Source organism: Desulfobulbus rhabdoformis (genome assembly GCF_016919065.1).
Classification (GTDB): Bacteria; Desulfobacterota; Desulfobulbia; order Desulfobulbales; family Desulfobulbaceae; genus Desulfobulbus; species Desulfobulbus rhabdoformis.
On the sequence record NZ_JAFFQA010000060.1, the window covers coordinates 1 to 23,214 of the forward strand.

Consider the following 23,214-nt stretch of genomic DNA (forward strand, 5'->3'; position numbering starts at 1 on the left):
ACGGATCACCAACAAAACGGAAATACCGCTCTTGAGCTGCGCTGATATTGCGGTAATTCTCAAGGCTACTTTGCCCCGACGAGACATTACGGAATCTGAAATGTTGGAGCAGTTGGAAAAGCGACACCGAAAACGACAGGCATCCATCGATTCTGCGTATAAAGCACAGAGTGAAGAGAAGTTATGCTCTGCCGGATGATCCCCAAAGTAGAATTAATTTTTCTCCCTTTTTTTATCAACCTTGATCAGAAAATTGATACCTTTGGCTATTGAAAAAGTTCTATTGCCTTCAAAGACAACCACTATAGTACCGCAACTGTCAACGGAGGCGATTGTACCAATCCCCCATTCAGCCCGCGCCTTATGTCGCACATTTTCGCCTTTGCTCAAGTTTTTTTTCATTGTTCCTCCAGAGAGTGTCTCTCCTTTCTCGAAAGACACACGTAATGCATTAAACTTATTTAACATTTTCCAATCTTCTCTATCCTGACAATGCTACAACAACACGAAAGGCCTTGTTTTAGAATTTAAAAAAGGAAAAGGATAACTCAACGGGCAAAAGAGAGTATTTTCCCTGAGAACGGCTTGCTCGCCTCATTGGAGGCGCGGTGTTGTTCGGCGGAAAATCGAAAACCGAGATCATTCATGTTTCTCTTAAATTTGGCCGAGTGGCCTCGTCCGGGGTCGATTATCAATACGTTGCAATGAAGCTCAGAGTACCGATGAATAAACAGAGCCAGCATTTTCGCCTGTTCTTCCTCATACAACAGATCACTGCCGATAATAAGATTGAAACAACCCAGTGCTTGTGTGACGTTATCGTTCCATCCGACCCGAACAAAAGAAATATTCCGATCGTGGTTAAGCAAGGTGTTTCTGTCAAGAAAAGCTTGGGCCTCCGGATGGTGATCGGTTGCTGTAATATCGGCACCTCGGTGATTGAGGACTAGACTGGCCAATCCAATGCCACAACCCACCTCAAGGATACGCTTGCCTCGAATGGGATAATCAACCATAATGTCGGCTAAAAAATACCCAGAGTCCCAGACAACACCGAAGAGCGGCCAGGCGGCCGAGGATATGCCTATCTTAGCGGCGGCACCTTCGGGGTCAAAATATTGCTGTTTGTCTCGCAACGTTCGTATGTGAATGTCAAATTCGCCAAAGTCTACTGTTTGGTAGCACAGACGTATAGGCTTCATAACAGCCGTCTTTTAGGTCTTGAAGAGCTATGCATCTTTCGTCTCATTTATGGTCTCCTCTTTCTGAGGTGATATATTCTCAATTTTCCGTTGCCTCTTCTGTTCTTTTTTCTTTTTCTTTTCCAATTCGCGTTGACGTTTTTCGTATGAATAATTCTGTTTAGCCAATGTTAAACTCCTTTTGTGTCGTCACTGGAATCCTGAAAAAGAAGGTCATCCGTTTCATGAGAATGACAGCGGCCGATCTCAGGGCAGTCCTTTTTGCACGAAAAAAATGTGGTAGATCTTTGCAGAAGATGGATACTTTGTGCGGTCAGAAAATAGGCTTTGCCTGATACGTGACCTGTTCGAAGAACTATTCGATTGAGGTAACCACTCGGTGATGGCAACGTATAGCAATCGACTTCATGGATGGAGAAACAAGGGGCGTGGCGGGAAAGTAAGATAATATTCCCCTATAGGGGTTATCTGTTCAAACTATGACAACAACCGACGAAGTAGAATTCTGACTCAGTCAGCGAAGAGATAATTAACAGACGGGGGTTCACATCTTTAGTGAACCTGTTTGAACAGGATACCCCGATTCGATAATAAGGCAATCATTATTCGTTGTGATTTTCTCATTTCAACGCCAAATTCCCGACAGAAAGGGAGAAAGAGTCTCAGAGATGTCACTGAAAATCTTAAAGTCCAGGAGAAGCGGCTCTACCATCTCGGCATGAAAAAAACCAGTAAAGCAACGTTGGCGCGAGTTAATGCCAAGCAGCCTGTATCTCTTTATCAGGCACTTTTTAATCGGTTACTTCAGCGGTGCCAATTGGTCGCACCTAAACACAAGTTTTCTTTCAACGGAAAGCTCTATCTCCTCGATGCAACGACTATTAACCTTTGCCTATCTGCTTTTCCATGGGCGGAGTTTAGGCAGAAAAAAGGCGGGATCAAATTGAATGTCGGCCTTGATGCGGGTGGCTACCTTCCAGCCTTCATGGATATGACCAAGGGGAAAGACCACGAGATCAAATGGGCCAGGACTCTCAATCTCCCTAAAGGTTCATTTGTATGTTACGACCGAGGATTCACAGATTATCAGTGGTATAACAAGCTCGCTTCTCAGTCTATTTTCTTTGTAGCTCGTCTTAAAAAGAACGCCGAAGTCGAGTATCTGCTTAAACGACCGGGGAGAAAAAGCTCTGGAGTCTCCAACGATCAATCCATTCGGCTCAAAGGAGTAGAGAAGGAACTTCGTCTGGTTGCTTATACGGCCCCGGAGACAGACATTAAATACCAATTCGTAACCAACGCCCACCACCTCAAGCGAAAGAAATCGCTGACATCTACAAGGAGCGGTGGAAGATCGAGTTGTTCTTCAAGTGGATCAAGCAAAACCTGAAAATCAAAACATTCCTCGGCACTTCGAGCAACGCGGTGTTAACACAGGTTTGGATTGCTCTGTGTGTTTACTTGATGGTGGTCTATCAAAAATTTAGCGCAAAATTAGTCAGTTCATTCCAGCAAATTTTGCGAGTGTTGCAGCTAAACCTCTTTGTAAAAAGAGATTTAATCGAATTATTCAAGCCCCCAGAAAAGCAACCTGTTGTTTCTCCGCAGAAAATGATCTGGGAAAATTTGTGAGACAGCAGAGAGGTGGCTCAATGCCGTTGACTTAGGGAATTGCCGCTAGCTAAAACTTAACAACTAGCCGAAATTACAATTTATTTTTTGCGGCAACAATGTTACTATTTTTCTAACTAATTGATGTAACGAAAAAACTTTAAAACAGGAGAGCTTTGGCAATGATGTTGCAGTGAAAATTGTGTGCCAACTAGCTGTGATGACAACAAAAACGAAGCGTATGATTCACTGGAGTTCATTTCCCGCTTTCTTCCTCAAAGCAGGGAGGATACCGACGCCTCCTTTAATGACAGCGATTTCACTCGAAACCGAAAATTGCCTCTAGCCATCACGCTTGCTCTGCTTATTAACATGGTCAGGCCCGGCAAGCGTTTCGGCTACCAGGAAGTAATCAACCGGTTCTTCAGCGACACCGGCCTGGCTCATGATAAAGGCTCCACTCCACCGGACAAGGCAGCCTTTTTGCGAGCAAGAAAAAAAGTGCCCTTTGATGTTCTCAGCGGCCTCTTTGAGAAAGCCGTTGAACAAGCCACAGGCCTTGCTTCGAGTTGTGGCGGAGCGAAATGGAATGGTTTTCGCCTTGTCGCCATCGATGGCACGAAAAAGAATGTTCCGTATAGTGAGGAGTTAGTGCAAACTTTCGGCGTCCCCCATGGGGCCCATTATCCACAACTCCTCTCTTGCGCCCTTTTCGATGTTTTGCTCAAGATTCCTCTTAATCTTATGTGGGGTGCCTATGACGTGAGCGAGAGGACTATGGCTTTGGAATTGACCAAAGACCTTGGCCCGGGCGATTTGCTCTTACTGGACCGGGGGTATCCTGGTTTCGAACTCTTCGAAAAATTACTGAGTCGTGGCATCGACTTTCTCGTGCGTCTACAGGATAACGGTTTATTCAAACCTGTCTCCGAGTTTCTTGCCGAGGGACACAGGGACGGCAAGATAACCTTGCACCCACCGAAAAAGTTAGTCCGTCAGCGGCTGAGGAACGGTGAGCCCGCACCAGAGCCGATTCGGTTGCGAGTGGTCAAGGTGAAAACCAAGGGAAACAAGACAGCCCTCTTTATCACCACGTTGACAAACAAGGGCGAATACCCTGCGAGCGCATTACGGGAACTCTACCATCTTCGTTGGGAGGAGGAAGAGTTTTATAAGCTTATCAAAGAGCTGCTGGAAGCCGAGAATTTTCGCGGTAAAAGTCGCCAGTTCATTGACCAGGAAGTCATGGCCATTTATCTCTATTGCCTCTTGGTCCGCATCATGATGATGGAGGCAGCCATGAAACACGATATTGCGCTCAGCGGGATATGCCAGCAGGCGGCATTTCTAGCGGTAACACGGTTCATGGATAAACTGCTGGTCAGCCAGACGCTCGAGGACTGCCAGCACTGGCTAGAACTCTGCCTCACTGAAATCAGCTGGCAGCGATACAAAAAACGAACGGGTCGCTCATTTCCCCGGATTTCCAAACGGAGTTACGGGAAATGGGGACGCCGCTCGGCTTAAGTCAACGGCATTGAGAGGTGGCTGCGCGAATATGGATTCCTGCACGGGAATGCGAAAAAAATCCGTATGCTGGTCCAGTTGGTCCTGCACGTCGTTATCAGGCCGCAGCCGCCTCGTCCCCGACCAGTGTTTGCCTGCCCTCATTGCAAGCAACCGATGCGTATTGTGTGCTTTAGAAATTCTTACCGCCAACCAGGGTAACCTTTAAGCGAGGCACCGCTTCACCGTCAAGAAGCACACAGGAGGAAAACTCTTTTATGAGCAGCGAGCCGCTTTTTAACGCCTGATAGAGGCGAATGCATTTCTACGTCCTGCGTTCAGCACTACCATCCTGGTAGTGCTTCCAGCATATTCCAGAGCAATATTTATTTCCTTTGTGAGACCGGGCTTGTCCAATCCCGGATAAGATTGCGGTTCGTTCGTGCCTCACTCACACAATCTATCCTTGTTCGGTAGAGGCGGCTCACGCCTATCGATTTGCAGCTAAAAAAAGCAGAACAATTCGCCAGCGACAAGAAGAACTCCCAAAAAAGATCATTGAAATTTCATGGAAAGCTCAGTGTCGTCTCTGCGACCGTTACCGACACATGATGGCCAAGGGCAAACAGGTCAATGTCACCAAAACAGCCATTGCAAGAGAGCTCGTGGGATTTACCTGGGCAATTGCACAGGAGTTAGCCCAAACATCTCCGATAAACGCATAGCAACAGGAGGTTCTAAGGAACGCCTACGATAGGGCTCAAACAAAAAATAGAACATATCTTCCGTTTATGACCAGGGGCGCGGTCACGGTCAGGGGAATCCTCGAATCTCCTGTAGGAATAGGCAAATTGCTAAAACTCCCGCCGACAGATAGAGGCAGCTCCGCGACGAAACCAATTCATTCGGTACCCAACCCGCGTATATCAGATTGATCAACCGTCGTAACTCTGACCCCGCCTTTGGCCATAACCTGGAAGAAGTAAATCACCTCTATATTTGCATTGATATTCCGATAAAAAAGAGGTCGCGGGGTGCTGTTTGCTATTGACGAGGATTAACCATATCAGGAGTAATGTGGACTCTGCGGAAAACGCGGTGCGTCCCATATTATTCCACGGTGGCATTTCAAGGCACCTGTCCCATCCACTTTCTTCATCAGCCAAGCTTAAACAAAGCAACCGTCTGTTGTAACTCCTCTGCCAATTCTCGTAAATTTATAGAGCGATCTTGAACAGAACTGCTGTTTACAAGAACTTGAGACGTAGAATCGTTAACGCTTTCAATTTCGGATGCTATAGAATGAACGGTTGCTGAGCTGTGGCTGAGATTCTTGTTCACTTCCTGAATACCTAACGATGCTTGAGTAATATTCTCTGTTATTTCGCGGGTAGCCTCCGATTGCTCGCTAACGGCACCCGCCATACCGTTGATGATTCCGTTAATGTTTTGAATGATACTGGCCACGCTATTAATTTGGGCAACGGCTTCTTCCGTAGTCGTTTGAACATCATCGATTCGTGATTTGATGTCCATTGTGGCGGTCGCTGTCTGCTTGGCAAGCTCCTTGATCTCGTTGGCCACCACAGCAAAGCCCTTTCCGGCTTCTCCAGCACGGGCCGCTTCAATGGTTGCATTAAGCGCAAGCAGATTTGTTTGTTCGGAAATTTCGGTGATAGCCTCCGTGACGTGGGTGATCTCCTTGGCAGCCCTGCCCAAGTCAGACATCAAATCAGAAGCATTTTTCGCCTGCCGCACCGCCTCTTCCGAAATTGATCGAGCCTGAGTAGCGTTCGATGAAATATCACCTATGGTTCCTGACATCTCGCCAGCGGCCGTGGCGACGGTAGTCAAGTTGGTCGATGATTCTTCCATAGCAGCTGCCACCGCCTGAATATTCCCAGTCATATCATGAGTTGCGCTAGAAACAGAATGGGCACTTTTTGATGTCATATTGGCCTGGTCGGTCAACTGATGTGCAATCGTCGTTAAATCCGTCGAAGAGTCTTTTAAAGTCACGACGCCTTCGACAACCTTGCTCAGAGTGCTTTTAAGCTGACTGGACATCCTGTTCAAGGCATTGATACATTGGCCGATCTCATCCTTTCCTTGAGCTACTAGCGAAGTGCTGAAATCTCCTCGCGCCATTTGCTCAGCAAAGAGAGCGGCATTGAGCATCGGTCGGCTAATCGAAATACTAACGATAGTCCCCAAGGCGATGCTGAAACAGACACCAGTTACAAGAAAGATGGTTATGATCGTTTTAGTATGTTTTCCGTTGGCAATCATCTCCTCGGAAGTCTTATTGAAAATTCCCTCTGCCTCTTTTACCAACAAGCCTATACCTTCCTCAAAATGATAAATGTGATTCTTAATAGGACTCATCAATTTATTGGCACCTTGTGGGGTTATGCTCGGATCAGCGATAACCTTATTCGCTATATCCTGAAAACCGGTAAAATATTGATTATACGATTCCTCACTCTTCTTCAGGGCCTGCTTCGTTTCCATGGAAAGCGTTGCGCTGTTTGCTGCAAGTTCGATTGCCTGGCGTAACGAAGTGTGTGTTTTTTCAGAGACTGAACGGAATTTTCCAAGATACTCCCGCTGTTTCTCCGGAGCTCCAATGTTAAGAAAGACATCCTTTTCAAAACGACGATGATTAAGCGCTTGAATTTCCAATTGCTCAGCCGTAACCAGGAGTAGCATTTCTTTCTTTTGTAATTGTTCGAGGTCCTGGGCTGTTTGTGATAGCGTGAAGTATCCTTTGCCCCCCACGATTATCGTAACAAGAGAGGTGAGCAAGAATCCACCTAGCAGCTTCTTTCGTAAAGAGATGTTTGTGAAAAACCCGACATTCATACCATGCTCCCTTGAACCAAAACTGAACGAATGACAATTTTGTGGAAAATATATTTTGGAAAAAATCAAATATGAATGGAGTATAGCAAGCTATTCGACTATCGAAAGAATAAAAAATCAGGCGCAAGAAATCGCCAGAAGATTTTTTTGGGTAGCCTCTACCCCCAGAGGCACCGCGCTGGGAAATGTTGTTTCAATACTATTGAGTTCACGAAGCAACCTGTGCTGTGGACACAGTGAAAAGCAATGTGGTGGAAAGGAAAACAGGCACCGAGACCGGGAGTTGACCCCACCGCCTTCCTTTGCGACTCAATGCCATTCGAGTATGCCGTGATACCTTCTCGGGATACCACTGGGTCGTAGGTCGTAGGGGTCGGGCCGGCTCCTTTCCTTCCCTTCCGTTGGTTGAACTCCTGGCCAGTCCTTCCTGCAATCAATTGAATGGAGCTGGGTATGACATTCTGCCCCTTATCATCAGCAGCTAAAAGATGGATATGATTCGATGTAACGGTGTAATTCAGAATAGGTAAACCATATCTTTTTTTTGCTTCCAGGAGTCAGTGAAGCCACCTTTGACTATCCTTAGAAAATTTAAGCAAAAATTCTCTCTTATGGCATCGATGTGTAATGTGCCAAACCTGCCCCGGTATATAATGCCTTTTAGCTCTTGCCATCGCTATATCACTGCTTTTTTGCCTGAAAACCTCGAAATAGCCCTGCTTTCGAGCCCTTTTTAAGCTCAATTTTCAATCTTTTCAGATTGTTGGCGTGGCCCGACCCTTACCGCCCGACCCTTACCGCATATTCCAGAGCAATATTTATTTCCTTTGTGAGACCGGGCTTGTCCAACCCCGGATAAGGTTGTGGTTCGTTCGTGCCTCACTCACACAATCTATCCTTGTTCGTTAGCTGTGGTCGACCCGAAATTAAGAATCAGTCGCCATATTAAAAGTTTTCAATAGAACGCAGATATTCATCAAACAATTTTACAAAAATGTTATCTATCAATATTAGTATAGAAAAATAGACAAAATAATTGTCGTATATATAACCTCCACTGACTAATGTATTTAGAGTTGGTAGATTCTGTTGGTAAGAAAAAGTATTGTGAGCGACTCTATTTCTATGCCTATATAAATGATCGGTATATATTTCATCTAAAGATTTTTCTGCACTTCCTATCCCCGACAAATTACTCCTATTAGTAAATAGATTATTTTTGTCATGGACAAAATATCTTTCAGAAACTGCGCTCCAAATTTCTTGGTATTCATGGAAGCCTTTTTGCGCCCAAACCATCAAGTTTGAACCCATAAATGAATTCTTCACTTTTTTTGATGACTCATTCAGAATATTAGGCCTGTCAATAGACAATGGGTCAAATGGTTCATTTTTAAACTTGCTTATTTGCTCAACCAAATCCTTATAAATTTCTTTTTTTTCTTGGTAGCTGGAGCATTCCCCCAGTGGCTTTTTATAATATCTCAAGTATCGATATTCATAATCGTTGGTTGCCATCTCCCAGCTAATGCATTTCATTTTTTGTTCTAGAGCGCCGGTCATTTTCAAAAAAACAGATTGCATAACGTAGTCGCATAGTGGGTATGTTTCAATACCGAAACCTGCACCACTGGTGGCAGATACGACATCTCCCAGCATGCTTGATATTGATGACAAAATAAAATTATTGTGATTCATTAATTACATATCTTCCATAAATAGATATTGAATAACTAATGCGGTTTCTTAAGTGACCTAGATTATTTGGGCTTTTCTGGTGGGAGCGATCACTCTTAAATTGATTTATATCTCTTCCCAAACGCTCTCTTAATTCTTCTGATTTAGATACATCTATTTGTTTCTTTCGAAATAGAGTATGATAAGTCAATCCGAAAAGAAACATATCTACATCAACAATAGAAGAATAATTCCCGAAAACATCTAGTTCTTCAAGAGATTTTTTCAACCTACCCAGACTGTTCTCATATTCCTTATTTGGAAATACATTAGAGAACTTCCCGAAAATCACCGATTCCTCATCGCTAATGGCAGCGTAAAGATACTCCTCGTAATATTTTTCCATTCTCTGCTTGTAGCTTCTAGCTACTTTCTTTTCGTCGCCATCATTATGATATTGCGATAAAAGCGCTAAATATCTAACAAAGTCAGATTTTGTTTCATTGCTAATAATTTTGATTAATATTTTTTTTGAAAATCCAGGCGAAAACAGATTAACAAGGTCTTGATCAAGGAAATATAGAGATGCTCTACTTTCCTGGGGAAGCAGGGGTTCTCCTTGAATATTTATATTTCTGAATACAGAGGAATAATATTTTTGCTGCTCTTTTTCATTTGATGTTTTTGGAACAAGGTACGAAAAACCTAAAAAGTTCTTTTCAAGAAAATCATCATCCAAATTTAAGCTTATCGCCTTATAATTGTTGTCACGAATTTTACTTAATATTTCTTCCTTGCTTTTTCCTTTGCTTGTCAATTCCCCAACATTCCACTCAAGAATGTTGTCAAATTGGCTTTCCTCATCGGGGTCATCATTGTCGTTGGCAAACTCTTCGATGGCCCTCTTATATGTTTGAATATCAGGATACAACCCTAAGTACGCCAAAACGACGCTGGTAATTCTTTGCTGGCCGTCAAGAATTAAATTTTTATTCACTCCACCTGAGTTAAAGGCACCAATTGTAATGGGAGGTACAAACTGATTTTTCCTAAACGTATCAATGAGAGTCTCTACTTTTTTTTCACTCCATACGAAGTAACGCTGATATTCTGGAAGAATAATATTCTTCTTGAGAAGTAGTTCGATCCAATGCTTGAGGGAATATTCCCCGTAATAAACTCTATTATCCATTCACTTGCCTGCTTTCGAATTTCAACTGATCATTATTCCCCATCTGTAAATTCAATGCTATTTACCTTTTTTTTACACATAACGTTGCGATAACCGGCCAGCGCGCTGTTTGCAGGCCGGAGTTTATTGGTTTATTCTACATTAATTTTCATCAGTAAGGAATTCCAGGTCGACCATTTTGGCATTTAGGACATTTTCTCTCAAAAATATCAGAGCCATTCGCACCATACATTTCTCCACATCCAGGCTCTAGGCATTTTAATTTATAAGAATATTGTCCATGGTCGCTCCCTTTAAGCCCACGAGTGCCAAGTACTTCTTGATTATTGCAATTCACGTAACCAATTTTTGTCGTACTGGTTGTGCCAGATCGCATAATTTTATCCTTACTTTGTATAGACGTAGAAGTGAGAAGACCTAAACGTAAATTGAGAGGTAAATTCGGGGCAAACCACGATTACTTAGATCAGTTTTCCCGCCCTCAGGTATCCGCCCAATCGGTCAACAGTCGAGTAGCCCAGGGGAATCGCCCCCCTAGGCTCTCACAGATCCGGACGTGAACCTCTCAATTCATCCGGCTCCTCATGCCCGCCCCATATTTTAACAGAGGTTTGAATTACTTCGAGGTTCCTCCCATCTCTGGTTGACCCAAAAGCACTCCTGGACATGTTACCCCCTTCGCTCCATCTCCATTACAGAGGCTTCAACACTACTACGGGGTAATCCGCCCCTGTGCTCCGCATCGGTACTCTCACCCTTGTGGGGCCTCCACTTGGATTTCTCCCTTGTCATCGGAACGACAGGTTCCCACGTTCCACACGAAAGCCCGGATCATGTTCACGCCACCTTTATGCCGGCTGCCGTTCGGACAGTAAACAGGTTCCCTCCGAACTAATCCCGGGATGGAAATAGCTCCCGGTTTTGACAGCAACTTAAATTTTCGACACCTCATCAGTGGTTCATGGTTATTCGTCTCCATGATCCATACCTGACCCGATCCTAGGCCGGGCCTTTTCCCTTAACGCTCACCACCATGGCTCTTTACCACAGCAGCTTAAGGTGGTTTGGAGCCTGCTCCTGCAAGCCGACCCCGAGGGACCTACCCTCATCTTTCGTGCAGCCTCGTGGCGCACTACTTCCAATTTATACGTACCTTTTTATTATCAAACTAAAACCACTACCCATCCACCCCAAAGAATTCTGGTTCTTTTCGTTCACTGCAGTTTGCATTTAGTTTGTTGGCGATATCAGGGACTGTACTTGTTTCCCAGATTCTTGCCTGTTCCGGGCAGCCTTTGATGCAGGCACAGCAGAGAATACATGCTTCGGTTTTCGTTGAAACAGCTGTTTCCTCGATTGAAATAGCGCCTGTTGGGCAGAGGGTGGCACAGGTACCGCAAAGCGTACATGCGCTCTCCTTCGTCACCGGGGCGAGATTCAAAGCATGTCGTTCCTTGTAGGGATGGTTTCCTGGTAAGGGCAGGTCTTTCACCTCTTCCCATGATTGCAATGCGTTGATCTTTTCCCTCACCTTTCTTCCCAGATGGATCGCCTGCTGTGTATCCTGTTCATCCGGTCGACCATTGGCTATGGGGACCTCTCGGGTTGCAAAGGAATGTTCACCGATGAAGGCAGCACCGGCAATGGGAAGAAATCCCAGGGAAAGGGCGAGTTCTTTCAACTCCAGCAAGGCATCTTCAAACGCTCTGTTTCCGTAAACAACAACGAGAAGCGCGGGAGTCTTTTTTGCCTGGAGCTGTTGAAATCGCTTAATCGCATCAAGCGGCAAACGCCCCCCATAGACGGGAGCGCCTATAAGAGCAAGTTCATCAGACGAAAAACCACTTTCCTGCGGTTCTGGTTGGGGCAAGGTCAGGTTCATGTGCTCAATCTGGGGAGCAGCAATACCTTCAGCTATACTTTTTATAATTTTTCCGGTGGTACCGGTTGGTGAAAAAGTGATGAGTCTGACTTTTTGTATCTCCATTTCTCTCCCCTTGTTTTTTCAAGGATTTTTGCGGCATTCTTTTTTCTCTACCATGCGTTGTGCGATTGTGCAACAGGCTTGAGCGCTCAAAATTCTCTCGAAAAATCAATGCGCTACGTTGTGGCAGTCCCGTAATTTTCGGCATTGAAAAATATGATTACCATCAAAGCTCCGCTGGAAAGGAAGAATTTGTGCCGGGTGCCACTTCTCTGCCGCACAATGCAAAAAGTCGGTAAACCGTTCGCTCTGTCGCGGGCATGGCCCGTCTCCTACAGCCTCCCGAATGTCATCTGACGAGAGGAGTGGGCCTTGCCCGCGACAAATATTGCAGCTGAATTTCAGTGGTAATCAAACTGAAGGGTGTCTTGAATAATTAGATTTTTCAACCAAGAGTTTCGTTTTGAAACAATTGTTCCCCTCACCTGTTTCAGGTTGAACCAACCCAAAACATCACCTCATCTATCATCCTGTAATTCCGATACTTACACTCTGGCATCAATCCTGCTTTTCTCATACCATTCGTGATGAACAAAAAATGTATGGCTGACAAAAAAAAGAGGGTCACGCATTTTGAGAATCTCATAACAGTCGAAGAGCCGAGCGTTAAACTCTCGTAAAATCAGCCCATTATAAAGCAACAGCATCGTTTGCGAAATTTTTCCCGCAAGCGCTACTCTCACTCTCCTGCAATCAAAGGGTGCACAATGCGACTAGTTCTTGGTATTTATCAGAAGAAAGAAGAAATTAATGAAGAGCTGACAGCTCAGGGGATAGAAGGGAAGCGCATCTGCCAGGTGGGGCCCTTTAGCTCCCGGACCCTGGCCCTGGAATGGATGAATTTCATGGAGCAACAGCTGCAGCCCAGTCAGATAAAAAAAGTTATCGTGGGCCATATCTATCCCAACACCTGGTACGGGACAGCAGTGGCACTCGAATAACACCTGAATCCGTGACGGCGGATGGTCTCTGAATAACATCTTCAGTTGATAATGCAGAAATTTTCAAACTAATTTATTTGCTATTCAGTTTCAGAATGCCCACGGATCCAGGTAACAGGCCCGGCGCACGCATGGGGTTTGCGGGAAGAGGAGCAGGACATGCCCAAAATTTTTGCCATTGGTGATATCCACGGATGCCACCAGAAACTCGTCACGCTCCTGGCCCGCCTCCCCGTAGATCGCGACCAGGATACCCTGGTCTTTCTGGGCGATTACATCAACCGCGGCCCGGATTCACGCAAGGTGCTCGACACCTTACTCTCCGTCAAGCGGGACTATCGGAATACGGTTTTCCTCAAGGGGAACCACGAACAGGCCCTTCTTGACTATGAACTCTACGGGGATGTCGAGGATCTGCGTCTGCTCCGGGTCATGGGGATCGAGGCCACGGCAGCGAGTTACGGCGTCTCGTTGCGCCGCCTGACCGACCTCTCCTGCATGTCGTCTGAACACCAGCAATTTCTCTTTGATCTGCAACTCAGTTACACCGCAGGCAACTACCACTTCTGTCATGCGGAGCACTCCCCCATCCAGCTTACGCCCCATCCCCAGGAAACGCTGCGAGAACGCATGCAGCGCCGCCACCATGAGGTCCAACTCCTTTCAAGCAGACGTCTTGGTCAGGAGGCGGATCTGGCTCCGCAGCCCGAGCAGGTGATCATCTTTGGGCATCTGCCTTTCGCCACCCCACTGGTTCGAGCCGATCGCATAGGTATCGATACCGGAGCGGTCTATGGGAATCTTTTGACCGCAGTGCAGTTACCGGAGCGGATTTTCTTTCACGCCTGATCCGCTTGCCGTCGTTCAATTGCCTGCAGGGCGCGCACACTGTCAAACTCACCACCTAAAAAGGCCTCGGCCAGGGCAATGGGAATGGTGTCGTTCTTCATCATGCCATCAAGAAAACGGCTGAAACCAAAGAGCCGCCCAATCATGATCAACTGCTCACGGATTCGTTTTTTATCCGCGCCAACGAGCGAGGCGGTGACCAGATCGCCAACCACGGTGGTGTAAAAACTGTTGTGTTCCAACACATGCTGGAAAAAAAGCGCCCGCCGATGGCTGCGTTCCTGCCCTGCCCCGCCACCTTTGAGACGAAAACGAATATAGTTGGCGTGGGAATCCCGCCCGCAGACCGCATCCACCATGGCAAAATGAAATTCGACCCGCGCATTGAGGTTGAGATAATCGCGGGCGGTGAGCGCATAATTAAAGGTGCCTGCCGGACGGGGGCCCCGGCTATCCAGTAGAGTACGTGACATGACCGAGGGCAACACCTCCACATCCGAAGGTGCGACCCAGCGCAGCCCCGGCGTGGTCATGCCGTCACACAGGGCAGCCAACGGCACGGAAAGCACATCCTCACGCTTGAGTATTCGCCGCAATTGAAAGCGTCGCCGCTTGGGATTATGCCTGCGGATACCGCCACCAAGGTCAATAACCAGAAAGGTAAACGGCACCCCGATATCCATGGGACGGAGCAATCCCCCGGCGTCCTCCATAACCTGATCTCCGGTGGAAAACATGGTCAGGACCGCCATCTCATGGGTATAACGAATGATATCGTGGATAGACCGGCATTCAGCCAGGGAAAAGGTGGGGCCGTAGGCGTCGGTGAGGTTCAGGGCCACGATCCGGTCGCGCAGATTTTGGCGTACCGGGGAGAGACTCATGGTTGCCGGGGAACCGGAGGCATGGCCTCGATTGGCAGAACCGCCCGTAAGCCATTTTTCATGGGTCTTGAGCGCCTGCTCCCGCACTGCTTCCGGAACATCAAGAACCAATCCGTGATCTGCATCCAGCAGAATCCACTGGTTCTCCTTCAAATCGGAGAGACTGCTCTGGGCGCCGGTTATCATCGGTACCCCGCATTCTCGCGCCACGCAGGCCAGATGGTCGGTGGGGTTGCCCATGTCGACCAAGATACCTGCACACTGGGGCAGGAAGCGGGCGGCATCGACAATCGAATGCGGCAACGCCAGAATCAACGGAGCCTTCGCAAGAATTGCTTTCAGATCCGCTTCCAGCTGCTGCAACTCAAAGATGGAGTGAATCAGCCGCACCTGGCCCACGGCCTTTCCGGCTGAGGCGCAAAAACCGGTGCAGAGCGGCTCGGTCATGGTGGGCAGCTGTGGGCGACTTCCCGAGGAAGACGCCACCCGCAGCGGACGCGCCTGGAGGATGTAGAGTTTCCCCTGCCAGGATGCCCACTCGACATCCTGGGCGATCCCCTCCATACTCTCGATCGTCCGACCAAAGCCCACCAGCTGCTTAAGTGTTTCCTCGTTTAAAAGCGGATCATCTCCTTCCTCATCAGGAACCGTTTCCATCCGCAGGCCCCCATCGGTTGCCGGGACCTCCCTGTGGGTCTTCCGGGCTATATGCTGTTCTATGGCCTGCCCCTCTTCGGAGCCACAGACAACGCTTTCCCCGTCTCCCAGGCAACGTAGCGGCCGGTAAAGATCCGCAGGGACCTCCCCGCCAACCGCCGTGGTTCCCAATCCTGGCACCGCGCTGATCAGCATGCGTCCATTTTCCGGTTGCGAGGGATCCAGGGTAAACAGGACGCCAGCCGACTCTGCCGGAATCATCACCTGCACAAGAACCGCGAGGTCAAAATCAAAGGGCGCAAGTCCGGCATTGATGCGGTAGGCAATGGCCCTCGCGCTAAAGCCACTGGCAACGACCTGACGGCAGGCATCCAAAAGCGCCTCCTGGCCCCGTACATTCAGGATCGAGGTAAACTGACCGGCAAACGAGTGTTCGACACCATCTTCCGTCGCCCCACTGGAACGTACTGAAACAGCGAGGGGGTGCTTGAAATCCCGTCCTTCACTTCGTTCAAGCGCTGCCAGGTCTTCATAGGCCTTGAACAGAGCCGTGGTCACATCGGGCGGCAACGGCGTCTGCAAAATGAGCGCAGAGATGGTTTCTGCAGCTTCTTCGGTGGGTAGGCGCCCTATTTCCACATCCCGCAGCAACGGTCGAATCTGTTCCGCCAACTCGGTACTGTGGAGAATCTTTTTACAGGCCCGCACTGTACAGACAAAGCCGGTCGGCACCGGCAATCCCATCTGCTTGAGCCGGGCGAGATTCACCGCTTTGGCACCGGCCTGCATTACGGATTTGGGTTCCAACTGCTCCAGAGGCACACAGGCTCTGCGCGTCAAGGTCATCTGCCCCAGGCTGCGCAGCTCCTTGTAAATCAGTTCCCCCAGATTGCCGTTTATGGCATACAACGCCTCGTAGCGCCCATGACTCAGCAGGTTGAGGCCATCAACCAGCTCACTGCTCACGCCAAGGAGTTCATCCACGGTGGTGCGAATGTCAGCAGCCTCCGCCCGGTGCAGTTGTCCATCAAGGCTGACGATCAGCTCCAGCGCCTTGCCGTTATTCTCAAGAAAGATACGAAAGGCGTGATACCGGGCCTTTAAGAGAACAAGCGCAGCCTCCTCCTTGTTTTGCCGTCGCCTTGACCACCACTGGAGCAACGATTTAACAACGTTCATCTTCTTCCTCCGTATCGGAGCTGCCCTGACAGAAGGCGGGCAGAAACTGGTCGGCAAACTGGACAAATCGACGTTCAATATCGCTCTCGCTGCGCATGTTGGTATCCTGCTGGCGAGTCGCGGCCGTCAAGGCACCAAGGGCAAACAGGGCTGAGCGCAGGACATCGGGCTCCATCAACTTGAGTCGGGCAGTAATCAGATCTCCCTTGATACTGGTTTTGAACTCCATGGCCGCCAGGACACGGGCGATAAAGCGGGCGCGCCGCCCACGCCGCTCAGGATCGGCCAGCCCGCCGACAAAACGGAAATAGACATAGTTACGACTGATGTCTTCGCCCAGATAGGCGTCGATCACGCTGAAGTGGTAGCCCATGCGTAGGCTGAGGTTGATGTACTCGCTGCCGATAATCGCCAGATTCACCCCCAGAGTATCGGCAGGAGCTGCCAAAAGTCCCATACTGCGTGGCATACCGGCAAGAATATCACGCATGCCGAGGCTCGGTGCCTCTATTTCCCAGGCGCGGGGATCAACCAGCCCCTCCAGAAAGGCGCGAAAGGGGACAGAGATCACCTGCTCCGGACCGGGCATGGACGTGCTTTCGGCATCCAACCCACCGCCAACATCAAGCACGCGAATATCCATAGGGAGGCCCAGAGCCAGGGAACGTGTACGCAGGGTTCCCAACGCCGGATGCCGCTCTTGAAAATGGGCCAGTTCATCCACCGCACTTTCATGGCAAAAATGAATGATATCATGGAAGGTGCGGCAATTTTCCGCTGTGAATTCCTGGGTTTCTGGATTGACCAGATGCAGCGGCTGAATGAAACGCAGCAGGCGGCGCAGCAGGCGGTACTCACGATGCTGCGGCGTGAGATCCAGGCTTGAGGCGTCAAAACGCAGCAACTGCTCAACAATGCCCTCATAGACCCTGGTTTCGCCGCCATCAACCGTGACATCGATGCCCTCTGGAAGCTGCTCAACCGCAGCAGGCAGGCCAAAGATGGAGGGCAAACGCAATTCACGGGCAACCGTGGCCAGATGACCGGCGGCGGAACCAAATTCCGTGACCAGAGCCGCAGCCCGCTGCAGTACCGGAGTCAGATGCGGCGAGGCCACCCGAGCGACAGCCACCCCGCCGGGGGGAAAATCCTGCGGGTCGGTTTGCTCGTCAACATGAAAAACCGGCCCGGCGCCGACACCGGACTGGCCCGTCTGCCCACCCCGGCAGAGGACGGGGGCTGAAACCGGTACCTCATCAATATCAGTCAGTTCCAGATCAACCTTCAAGGGGCGCAGACGGGTGATACGAAAAATTTTATCCTCCCAGAGCTGCCACCGTACCTCAAGAGGCGCACCATAGAGTCGTTCCAGGAGCATGGCGGTCTCGGCCAGTTTTTTCAGCTGTCCGGGTTCGACCAGGCCGGTCCCGTGACCAAGATGACGCCTTCCCTTGGCAAGATCCGTGGCAAGATAGCCACCGGTAAACCTGTACCCCGACGGACGTGTTGGAATACTTGACTGCAGCAGATCAAAGGGAGAGGTTCTCCGCAGCAGATAGGCATCTTCCTGGCCATCCGGGGCAAAAACCTTCGCGACCAGCCCATCCACGGCGCCAAAAGGATTGTCTCCGAGAGGCCGTGTCTGGATGGCCCCCTTGAGCACAAAAGGAGGCTGCGGATAGACAAAAAGGGCACAGTTGATCGCGGAATACGGTATGTGGGACAGCTCCAGGGCAATTTTTTGAACGATCTGTTCAAGCCCGTGAAGCAGCAACTCTATCTCCTTGCCCTCCTCGCCGGAAGACGAGCCTTGCCGGCGATCGGCCAGCGAAAATTCATCCTGACTCAGCAGGGTCATCGTTTCGAGGTCCACACGGGTCAGAGTGACAGCAGACCGCTGCACATCGGCCTGCACACGAAAATACCCCACCTCCTGCAGGGGTTCATCATCCGCGTCAATGCGGGTTGCGACCACAACCATCGGTTCCTGGGGATAGTCCTCAATCAGATGATGCAGATGATCGATGATGGCCCCACGAGCCTCCTCAAGCCGTTTACTCGAACCGCCCCGGGTGCCGATGGACCAGGACTGCATGGGATCAAGCGCCCGTATCCCGTCAATGGTCACGGCAAAACCATCAACCGGATCCACCCAGGGGTGATAAAACAGCTCCGCAAGACAGACCAGATCCATGCCCACCAGAGACTCATGCTCCCAACCTATGGAGCTTAACGGGGGAACGGCCTCATCGGCCAGGGCATGCACATTGTTGGCAAGGATATCGTCCAGCAGGGTCCGAATTTCCTGGTAGCGATCATAAAGGGGGATATGACGATTTCCGGTCAGCGCGTTCAGGCTGTAGGCAACATGGTGCACTCGATTAGCGATGCTGGAGACTGAGGACTCGAGAAAGCTGCGGTCAAAGATGTATTCGCCGCCCAATGCCCGCTCCATCTTGGCCATCTCTTCCAAAATGGTGTTGTTGAGCAGAAGAATCCGCTTAAAGTTGTTGAACAGCGCCTGCAAGCGCCAGAAACTGACCTCTTTTGCGGTGTCACGCCCAGCACCTCCCATTCGGCGCCACCAGTGTCGAATGCCATCAGCCATGCCAGCCTCTTTAGGATGTGGGGCCTGCCAGAGTTTCCTGGCGTTTTTGTTCGATACGCTTCACGCAATCAAGGATATCCCGTAACTTGAAGGGTTTGGCGACAAAATCAAACGCACCTTTGCGGTACGATTCCTTGGCGGTCTCCAGAGTGGCAAATCCGGTTATGACGATCACCTGGGTATCAGAGGAGATATCCTTGGCCTCATGAAGGATCTGAATACCGTCAGCCCCTTCCATCTTCAGATCGGTGACCACGATATCAAAGTGCAACTCCCGGAGTCGAGCGAGCGCCTCGGTACTCTCCGTGAAGGTTTCCACCGTATGCCCCATCTTCTGAAAGGCTGGCTTCAGCCGTTTACAGACAATGGGCTCGTCATCGAGAATAAGAATCCTCATGGGCTCTACTGCTTCGTTTGTTGCGATCATGCTCCTCTCCAACACCCTTTACGATAGAACAACTGGTGTCCCGATGAATCCCCTGGGATTCCGGGACATACACCTTGTATCCGTGAGCATTCATCAGTGCGTCAGTTTCGTTGTTTGTGGCATGCCGATTAAAGTACACTGTATCGGCTTGTTACGAACAATGAAGGTGGCGTGCTGATGGGTGCCCTGAAAGGCGGCGGGTGAAACTGAACAGTACATGAATTTGTTCAATAATCTTCGCCATTTAAAATGGACACATTGTCCGTACCCATCCGCCGTCACGGATACAAGGATATATACCTCTCCCGAACCTGGTACACAATCCTTTCTCCTGGTACCTCGCCCCCACGCGTTCACGGAGTTTGCTCAGCTTTACGGCGGGCAGACCTTCATTGCCTGAAGAAAAAGCTCCACATGCTGATCAATATCACTGTCTGCATGCATACGAGCGTCGAGTTGCCGCGTATACCCGATAAGTCCCCCCAGCATTCGCATGCGGGCAACCATGCGCTCAGAGGAGAGTTTTTTTAACCGGCCAACCACCAGGTCACCGTGTACCTCGACCCGAAAATCATAGTATTGGAGCACGCGGGCAATAAAGGCTGCTCTTCGTGAACGACGAATGAAGGCTGTCACGCCCCCGAGAAATCGAAAATAGATATAATTGTCGTTGATCGTCTCCGAGATATAAGCGTCGATGATGGTGAAATGGTAGCCCAGACGCATATTGATGTTCATGTAATGGGCAAGCACCACCACCAGGTTCCGACCTATTTCTTCCGGCCTGGCCAGGGAGGCGGAGAAGGTACGGGTAAAGCTGGACATGAAGCTGCTCAGATCGACAGAGACCGGCTTGGTACACCACATGCCCAGTCCCCCCATCCCCAGCAGTAACTCCTGCAGCGGCAGGCAGACAATTTCCTCTTCCCGTATGACCGTGGCCTCGGGATCACAGGTAGTGCCACCGCCGCCGTCAATCACCATCAGCCCGAGAGGCAGTTTTGTTTCCAGCCGTTTGGGGGCAGAAAGGTATCGCGCCCCCCGTTTTTCACTGAGATGGATCAGCTCCTCCACCGCTTTTTCATGAATGTAGCGGGTTATGTCATGGTAGGTTCGACAGGCAGCCGGTCTAAACTCATCTCCCTGGGGATCAAGTAGGTGCAAGGGATTCATCAACCGCAGCAGGCGGCCCAACAGACGGTATTCGTAGGAATCCTCAAAGACCTCTTCTTCGATCAGCTCAAAATGATCAAGCACACCGATATTGCCCCGGTACACCGTATTCTGCGTCGCATCCAGGGTAATTTCCTCGTCTGGAGCAAGAAGCGAGGTGGCATCCTCGGTGTTGACAATAGTTGGTATACGGTACTCCCGCGACAGGGTCGCCATGTGGCCGGTGGGCGAACCGACATCCGTGATAATCCCCTGAGCCTTATGCATGATGGTCGAATATCGCGGCGATGTAAAGCGGGAGAGTAAAATGGCGCCATGGGGAAAACGGGCCAGATCCTGATCGTTTTCAACCAAGAAAACCTTGCCCACACCAATGCCCTGTTGGGCGACAAACCCCTTGCCGGAAAAAATGACTTCCGCATCGCGAAAGGCTGCGGAAAGCTCCGGCCCCGGGCTCTCTTCAAGATGGAGATGCAGGGGACGCGACTGGAGGATATAGAGCTGCCCATCAGGACTGAAGGTCCATTCGATCTCCTGGGGCCGCTTGTAATACCGCTCAATGCTCATAGCCGCCCGGGCCAACTGCTCCATCTGGGAGGGACGCATGCTTGGGGCATGCCGATCAGGTTCGGGCAGATCCTGCCATTGGGTACCGCTTTGCGATGCAACCACCAGTTGTCGTGGTTTTTCCGCCACCGTAAGATCGATCAGTTCATAGGGTGGCGTCCGGCTCAGCAGGGCAGTATCAGCCGAATTATCGCCCTGAACGACCGGAGCGCACAATCCCCAGACCGAATTAATTAACATGACGTTGGGGGCGATCTGGGGGGCATAGGTATGGATGACACCACTGACCGATCCCTCGACCATGGCCTGACAGCCGACGGCCATGGCGGTCTCGTTTTCATGAAATCCCTTGACCAACCGGTAGAGCCAAGCCTCCACATCGTAGGCGCTGGCAACCACCTGAAGGTAACTTTCGATCAGCTCCTCGCGGCTCACATTGAGCAGGGATCGATATTGCCCCGCGAAGCTGATGCTGCCATCCTCCCCCCAGGCACTACTGCGCATGGCCACCCTGGGCTGCCGCTTGCCACTGCGTTTGGCAAAGACGTCGTATGCACTGTAGAGAGTTTGAACGATCCGTCTGGGAACGGTAGCGGCAAGAATGCGTTCTTGCACCTCATGGGCTAGCTCCTCCAGAGCGGCAAGCTCATCATTTTGAAAAAGCTCTACAGCCTTATCTGTGTGATCGAAGAGGTGATTGCGCTGGAAAATTTCAAAAAATACGCGGGTGGTAATGACGAAGCCATCAGGGACCGTCAATTCAAGACGGTTCCGAATAGCCCCCAAGGTGGTCATCTTGGCCCCGGCCAGCTCACTCTGCTCATAATCGATATCCGCTATCTCCATGACCCGAGCGCCTCTGGTAATCACAGGGTGGCCGGCCAATTCCTCGCCAATGGCATAGCGAATCCGCTCGAAGGCGAGGAAGAGATCTGCATTTTTATGCTGATTAAGAATGGAATAGTCTGAAATGAGCTTAAAAACCTGGTCGCCGATTTTTTCTGCAGCCTCGGCTATATAGTGTCCATCAAAAATATACTCGCCTCCCAGCTTGTCCCCCATGTCCGCCATGAGTTCAAGGATCTGGTTATTGCGTTCGAGAATGCTCTGGAACTTTTTAAAAAGTACCGTAAAGGGAAGAGCCTCTCGAGAGGGGCGCCAGAAAGCGAGTATTTGCTGCAGAGATTTGAGCATACGTTGTTAGTGGGCTTCCTTGCTTTGAAAGACAAGACCGATTGCCAAACCACTCACCAGGGCGATCACCGTAGCCATAACGCCGTACAGCACACTTTTCTGGTAGGCCAGATTTGAAAGCCACTTGGGAAATCCTGAGAGAGCCGCTTCAATACTCGCCTGGGCATCACCGACGACAGCCCCGTTTTTCACCGCAACCGCCTCAACGGTATAGGCTCCCGGTTTCAGGGACGAGGGAACCTGAATATGGGCGGTATAGTGTTGCATCCCGTTTTTAACCGGACCAAGACTGATACCTGTGGTCTGTTCGTTATACAGGCCTTCTTTCTCTTTGAGCAGGAGCAACTGATGGCGGACATCCATTGCCTGATGCTCCCCCTCTTCTTCCACACCAACCTCCCCCAGTATTGTTTCAATCTGATACGGGGTCGCAGCCTGGCCGAGTTCCGCCAGGGCCTGGGTGGAACGAGTCAGACAGACACTGGGGACATGACTCAGCGTCACCTTGGCCACATTCATCCATAACAGGCCAAGCACCTTTCCTTTTTCTCGCAGATGGAGATCACTTGGCGTGTGTAGATTCGCATTCCCGCCGCCCCGAAAATCCGCTTAAATTCTCATGAAGCATTACCAGTAACGAGAAAGTCTCTACCAGTCAAAGTAAGAAAAATGATCACCACGTGGTGTGGTCGTGGATTGCA

At 49.8% G+C, this 23,214-nt stretch carries 14 protein-coding genes and 4 pseudogenes; 6 read left to right on the plus strand and 12 right to left on the minus strand.

The features are described 5' to 3' along the window. A pseudogene (locus JWJ90_RS20520) lies at positions 1-199 on the plus strand (hypothetical protein); the annotation flags it as partial. A 14-nt stretch (positions 200-213) separates the two neighbouring features. On the opposite strand, the gene JWJ90_RS20525 reads toward JWJ90_RS20520, so the two are convergent. Both JWJ90_RS20525 and JWJ90_RS20530 read right to left on the minus strand, forming a co-directional pair. Next, complete coding sequence (locus JWJ90_RS20525) at positions 214-468, minus strand: DUF3553 domain-containing protein (RefSeq protein ID WP_205229092.1); 255 nt, start codon at positions 466-468, stop codon at positions 214-216. An 80-nt stretch (positions 469-548) separates the two neighbouring features. Further along, entirely contained in the window at positions 549-1,202 is a 654-nt protein-coding gene (locus JWJ90_RS20530; protein WP_205229093.1) for a class I SAM-dependent methyltransferase, read from the minus strand. Between the two features lie 649 nt (positions 1,203-1,851). On the opposite strand from JWJ90_RS20530, the pseudogene JWJ90_RS20535 reads away from it, so the two are divergent. The 3 genes and pseudogenes from JWJ90_RS20535 to JWJ90_RS24010 form a co-directional block, all read left to right on the plus strand. After that, positions 1,852-2,834: pseudogene (locus JWJ90_RS20535) on the plus strand (IS4 family transposase); the annotation flags it as partial. Between the two features lie 183 nt (positions 2,835-3,017). Next, the gene (locus JWJ90_RS20540) at positions 3,018-4,340 is read left to right on the plus strand and encodes an IS4 family transposase (RefSeq protein ID WP_205229094.1); all 1,323 of its coding nucleotides are present in this window, start codon (positions 3,018-3,020) and stop codon (positions 4,338-4,340) included. A gap of 15 nt (positions 4,341-4,355) precedes the next feature. Continuing rightward, positions 4,356-4,541 (plus strand): annotated as a pseudogene (locus tag JWJ90_RS24010) (IS91 family transposase); the annotation flags it as partial. Positions 4,542-5,477: 936 nt separating this feature from the next. Here the strand turns inward: JWJ90_RS24010 and JWJ90_RS20545 are convergent. From JWJ90_RS20545 to JWJ90_RS20560, 5 genes and pseudogenes are all read right to left on the minus strand, one after another. Next, positions 5,478-7,181, minus strand: coding sequence for a methyl-accepting chemotaxis protein (locus JWJ90_RS20545; RefSeq protein WP_205229095.1), 1,704 nt, complete (start codon positions 7,179-7,181; stop codon positions 5,478-5,480). Positions 7,182-7,561: 380 nt separating this feature from the next. Next, positions 7,562-7,855 (minus strand): annotated as a pseudogene (locus tag JWJ90_RS24015) (transposase); the annotation flags it as partial. 271 nt (positions 7,856-8,126) lie between these two features. Then, positions 8,127-8,879, minus strand: a complete 753-nt coding sequence (locus tag JWJ90_RS20550; protein ID WP_205229096.1) for a hypothetical protein — start codon at positions 8,877-8,879, stop codon at positions 8,127-8,129. After that, positions 8,866-10,050, minus strand: a complete 1,185-nt coding sequence (locus JWJ90_RS20555) for a DUF262 domain-containing protein (RefSeq protein ID WP_205229097.1) — start codon at positions 10,048-10,050, stop codon at positions 8,866-8,868. The genes JWJ90_RS20550 and JWJ90_RS20555 overlap by 14 nt, the downstream gene beginning before the upstream one ends. A gap of 1,177 nt (positions 10,051-11,227) precedes the next feature. Then, positions 11,228-12,037, minus strand: coding sequence for a 4Fe-4S binding protein (locus JWJ90_RS20560; protein WP_205229098.1), 810 nt, complete (start codon positions 12,035-12,037; stop codon positions 11,228-11,230). A gap of 704 nt (positions 12,038-12,741) precedes the next feature. On the opposite strand from JWJ90_RS20560, the gene JWJ90_RS20565 reads away from it, so the two are divergent. Together JWJ90_RS20565 and JWJ90_RS20570 are read left to right on the plus strand one after the other, a co-directional pair. After that, positions 12,742-12,975, plus strand: coding sequence for a hypothetical protein (locus tag JWJ90_RS20565; protein ID WP_205229099.1), 234 nt, complete (start codon positions 12,742-12,744; stop codon positions 12,973-12,975). 159 nt (positions 12,976-13,134) lie between these two features. Continuing rightward, on the plus strand, positions 13,135-13,824 hold the full coding sequence (locus JWJ90_RS20570) for a metallophosphoesterase family protein (protein WP_205229100.1): 690 nt from the start codon (positions 13,135-13,137) through the stop codon (positions 13,822-13,824). On the opposite strand, the gene JWJ90_RS20575 is transcribed toward JWJ90_RS20570, so the two are convergent. The 5 genes from JWJ90_RS20575 to JWJ90_RS20595 all read right to left on the minus strand — a co-directional run bounded on the left by JWJ90_RS20575 (position 13,815) and on the right by JWJ90_RS20595 (position 23,068). Then, positions 13,815-16,544: a PEP/pyruvate-binding domain-containing protein gene (locus JWJ90_RS20575; RefSeq protein ID WP_205229101.1), complete on the minus strand. Its 2,730-nt coding sequence runs from the start codon at positions 16,542-16,544 to the stop codon at positions 13,815-13,817. The two genes, JWJ90_RS20570 and JWJ90_RS20575, sit on opposite strands and share 10 nt — an antisense overlap. Continuing rightward, on the minus strand, positions 16,531-19,152 hold the full coding sequence (locus tag JWJ90_RS20580) for a PEP-utilizing enzyme (RefSeq protein WP_205229102.1): 2,622 nt from the start codon (positions 19,150-19,152) through the stop codon (positions 16,531-16,533). Before JWJ90_RS20580 ends, JWJ90_RS20575 begins: the two co-directional genes overlap by 14 nt. Before the next feature lie 10 nt (positions 19,153-19,162). Beyond that, the gene (locus JWJ90_RS20585; protein ID WP_205229103.1) at positions 19,163-19,579 is read right to left on the minus strand and encodes a response regulator; all 417 of its coding nucleotides are present in this window, start codon (positions 19,577-19,579) and stop codon (positions 19,163-19,165) included. Between the two features lie 372 nt (positions 19,580-19,951). After that, a complete protein-coding gene (locus tag JWJ90_RS20590; RefSeq protein ID WP_205229104.1) occupies positions 19,952-22,513 on the minus strand; it encodes a PEP/pyruvate-binding domain-containing protein in 2,562 nt (853 codons plus the stop codon). A gap of 6 nt (positions 22,514-22,519) precedes the next feature. After that, a complete protein-coding gene (locus JWJ90_RS20595) occupies positions 22,520-23,068 on the minus strand; it encodes a TIGR02186 family protein (protein WP_275889154.1) in 549 nt (182 codons plus the stop codon). Positions 23,069-23,214: the final 146 nt, after the last annotated feature.

Coding starts and splice junctions, on each gene's coding strand:
- JWJ90_RS20525 (WP_205229092.1), bottom strand. CDS start 468: ATGTTAAATAAGTTTAATGCATTACGTGTGTCTTTCGAGAAAGGAGAG.
- JWJ90_RS20530 (WP_205229093.1), bottom strand. CDS start 1,202: ATGAAGCCTATACGTCTGTGCTACCAAACAGTAGACTTTGGCGAATTT.
- JWJ90_RS20545 (WP_205229095.1), bottom strand. CDS start 7,181: ATGAATGTCGGGTTTTTCACAAACATCTCTTTACGAAAGAAGCTGCTA.
- JWJ90_RS20550 (WP_205229096.1), bottom strand. CDS start 8,879: ATGAATCACAATAATTTTATTTTGTCATCAATATCAAGCATGCTGGGA.
- JWJ90_RS20555 (WP_205229097.1), bottom strand. CDS start 10,050: ATGGATAATAGAGTTTATTACGGGGAATATTCCCTCAAGCATTGGATC.
- JWJ90_RS20560 (WP_205229098.1), bottom strand. CDS start 12,037: ATGGAGATACAAAAAGTCAGACTCATCACTTTTTCACCAACCGGTACC.
- JWJ90_RS20565 (WP_205229099.1), top strand. CDS start 12,742: ATGCGACTAGTTCTTGGTATTTATCAGAAGAAAGAAGAAATTAATGAA.
- JWJ90_RS20570 (WP_205229100.1), top strand. CDS start 13,135: ATGCCCAAAATTTTTGCCATTGGTGATATCCACGGATGCCACCAGAAA.
- JWJ90_RS20575 (WP_205229101.1), bottom strand. CDS start 16,544: ATGAACGTTGTTAAATCGTTGCTCCAGTGGTGGTCAAGGCGACGGCAA.
- JWJ90_RS20580 (WP_205229102.1), bottom strand. CDS start 19,152: ATGGCTGATGGCATTCGACACTGGTGGCGCCGAATGGGAGGTGCTGGG.
- JWJ90_RS20585 (WP_205229103.1), bottom strand. CDS start 19,579: ATGATCGCAACAAACGAAGCAGTAGAGCCCATGAGGATTCTTATTCTC.
- JWJ90_RS20590 (WP_205229104.1), bottom strand. CDS start 22,513: ATGCTCAAATCTCTGCAGCAAATACTCGCTTTCTGGCGCCCCTCTCGA.